The 3,000-nt window shown below is 52.0% G+C and carries 3 protein-coding genes; 1 reads left to right on the forward strand and 2 read right to left on the reverse strand.

The features are described from left to right. Together ACIQ20_RS16360 and ACIQ20_RS16365 are read right to left on the reverse strand one after the other, a co-directional pair. Positions 1 to 640 (reverse strand): Fic family protein (locus ACIQ20_RS16360; RefSeq protein WP_395782196.1); only part of this gene is annotated, 640 nt, incomplete at its 3' end. Positions 641 to 875: 235 nt separating this feature from the next. After that, positions 876 to 1,001: a hypothetical protein gene (locus tag ACIQ20_RS16365; protein ID WP_395782198.1), complete on the reverse strand. Its 126-nt coding sequence runs from the start codon at positions 999 to 1,001 to the stop codon at positions 876 to 878. A gap of 452 nt (positions 1,002 to 1,453) precedes the next feature. Here ACIQ20_RS16365 and ACIQ20_RS16370 point away from each other — a divergent pair, with 452 nt between their 5' ends. Next, positions 1,454 to 2,761 carry a tyrosine-type recombinase/integrase gene (locus tag ACIQ20_RS16370; RefSeq protein ID WP_395782200.1) on the forward strand — a complete coding sequence of 436 codons (1,308 nt, stop codon included), beginning with the start codon at positions 1,454 to 1,456 and terminating at the stop codon, positions 2,759 to 2,761. Positions 2,762 to 3,000: the final 239 nt, after the last annotated feature.

Raw genomic sequence — 3,000 nt, forward strand, 5'->3', positions numbered from 1 at the left:
TAAATGGATGTATCCATGCAAGGCGGTGATGCGCGGCGGCGGCTGATATTACGGTTTCAAGTTTAGATAGCTTTGAATAATGATCTTCAAATCGTTTCATAAAGCGCGGGATTGCGCCCGCGCTTATAGGAACAAGATTGCCGACTTTAACGTAGTTGCCGCGATATTGGCCGCCTATCACTTTGACGCGCTCACCCGTGTCGGGATTAACGGCGTATTTGAATTCGTCGGGAACTTCATCATAAAAGCGTTTGTGAATGTCTTTGATGCCTTCCTCGGTCACGCCAGCATTACCATCAAGGCCGCCGTCATCGATCCATTTTTGGACTGAGATGTGCGCCTTGGCTTCCAATTGAAGATCGCGCTTTTTGGGGTCTGCGCTAAAATCACTATTCAATGCGCGTTCAATATCAATCGGGTGCGTATCATGCCCTTCTATTAGGTTTGAGTAGTAGCAATTCATGGAGCGGACAAGATTTGCCAAGGATGCCACGATGGTCGGCGGAAGCCCGCCTTTGAAGGATGCAGATTTTTGTGTAAGATCGAAGGCTAATTCGGATACGGCTGCGCGGTAGCGACTGGATTCACCAATGCCTAAAGGTTCCATTGCCCCAATTGAATCGCCTGCATCTTCTGTCATATAAAAGTCCGCTTCAAAGTCCGCTTTATTTATCCTACAAACACAATTAAATCATAGTTTTATGGGTTTGCATAGAACAAATCTTGCCGCTTATAAGTCCGCTTTAAAGTCCGCTTGCTTCCTATGGTTTTTTTGGGGATGCCATGGTGGGCGGGTTCGCAAACGGCGGGGTGAAACCCCAAGAGTTGGCTAAGAAGAAAGACAACCGAAGGCGGCTGGCTTTCTCGATGCGGCGTTAATCGCATCGGTATATGTAGCGCGTGCCGCCTATCGTGATTTCTGGGTAGTCCATTCTTAGATCACGCGCGATTGCATCATAATCGAGATAGGATTGAATGGCTTCTGGAATATCGCCAAACATGCTGACCTGAGCCCTTAGAGGCCCTCGGTAAGCACGAGAGTCCCGTTGACCCAGCCGCCTTTGCTAGATTACCGCCGACCATAGATGCTCTGTTACATTCCCTGCGCCCAGGTCGAAACCCGACGCCGCCGTGAAAGCCATTCCATCACTTCATCCTGGCGATAGCCTACTGTTTGATTGGTCGGTTTATAAAATGGTGGAGCCAAGGGGAGTCGAACCCCTGACCTCTTGAATGCCATCGCCTCATCGTCCGTTTTCGGACGATTTTATGGTAGTGCCAACTGGTTGATTTAAATCAATAAATAGCTCGACAAGTCAAAATGATTTTCCTACTGATACCCTCGAATTACCCGAATTTGGTACCGCGGTGGTACCGCGGTGGTAGCGCGAAAACGCGCATTTGAGTGTCTCTGGCCCGCATTTTGCGTGCCAAAAATCAGAGGAGCATCACCATGGAAGACAGGGTCAAGCTCAGCAAACGCTTCATCGATTCCGTGCAACCGCCGGAGGCGTTGGAGAAGCGTTGTGCCGATAGTGATGTACACGGATTATGTCTTCGTGTCTATCGATCTGGTGAAAAGCGGTTCGCGGTTAAGTACCGCATGGGCCGTCAACAGAAGCTCTACACAATCGGTACGGTTGGCTCTCCCTGGACAGTTGAAGCGGCTAGAGTGCGCGCTCGCGAAGTCTTAGCTGACCTGAGCCAGGGCATCGACCCTCAGGTTCAAAAGGTTGCCAGACGCGACGATATGACGGTCGATGACCTCATCGATCTTTATCTCAAAGAAGGTCCGGCCGATAAGCCGAACAAGCGGGAAAGCAGCTGGGAGGGGGACCGGTCGAGCCTTCACTCGCATATCCGTCCGCTGATCGGAAAGCGGATCGCTTCCAGTCTGGTCCCTGCCGACCTCGCTAAGGTTCAGGTTGATATTGCAAACGGCAAGACGGCTCGAAAGACCAAATCAGAGAAGAAGCGCGGTTTGATTACAATCAAGGGAGGGAAGACTACCGCCGCTTTGTCGGTGGTCAGTTTCCAGGCGATGATGAACTGGGCCGTCACGCGCGGCCTTTTGGCCAAGCATCCAACCAAGGGTGTGGTGCGCTACAAACTCGAAAGGAGAGAACGCTTTATCAGCATGAATGAGGCACAACGTCTGTTCGATGCGATCGAGGAGCTCGAACGCCGTGGCGAGATCCATTCCCAATATGGTTTGATGGTCAGGCTATTGATCATGACAGGTGCCCGCCGAGGCGAGATCGAGGGCTTGAAGTGGCGCGAGATCGACATGGACCGCCGTCGCATTGTCCTTTCGTCCGAGCGGTCCAAGACTGGAGCAAGGCGAATTCCGCTCTCGAATGCCGCCATGGAAACGCTTGCACAGATCCCGCGAGATAGCCTTTTTGTCTTCCCTGCCCAACGCCCTAACTCGACTTCAGGTCACACCCAAGCATTGCCAGGTGTCTGGGACCGAATACGGATTGAAGCTGATCTACCGGATCTGCGGCTTCATGATCTACGCCACTCCTTTGCCTCGTTTGCCGCGGAAGCCGGCGCAAGCTTGCAGCTTATCGGAAAAGCGCTCGGCCATACCCAAATAAAGACCACAGAGCGCTATGCCCACCTGCGCGACGATCCCCTGCAAGCAATGGTGGACCTGGTCGGCGAGCGTTTCGAAAACATCGTCAGGAAGAAGGTGGAAGTCCCGCGGCCAACTAGTCCAGTCTTTGACGGGTTCTATGTCGATATAAATTCGGGCTAATTGCCTTCTTTTTGATTCCGGGAAAGGTCTGGCAATGCTCTGCTAGCTGAAATTTGGACCATTTAGGATTGGCGTTTTTTGCGGCGATGAGGTTTGACAAGTAATAGCACGGGATCGTGTCCCACGGCGTGGTGTAACAGCGGCGTCATGATGTAGCCGGTTTAGGGCTGAGTTGATCATGTTCAGGGGACTGCGCTGAGCATGACGATGGGATCATTGCTTAAAGGTGCGAGAGTTTC

It is taken from the genome of Aquidulcibacter sp. (genome assembly GCF_044346625.1).
In the GTDB taxonomy this organism is placed as follows: Bacteria; Pseudomonadota; Alphaproteobacteria; order Caulobacterales; family Aquidulcibacteraceae; genus Aquidulcibacter.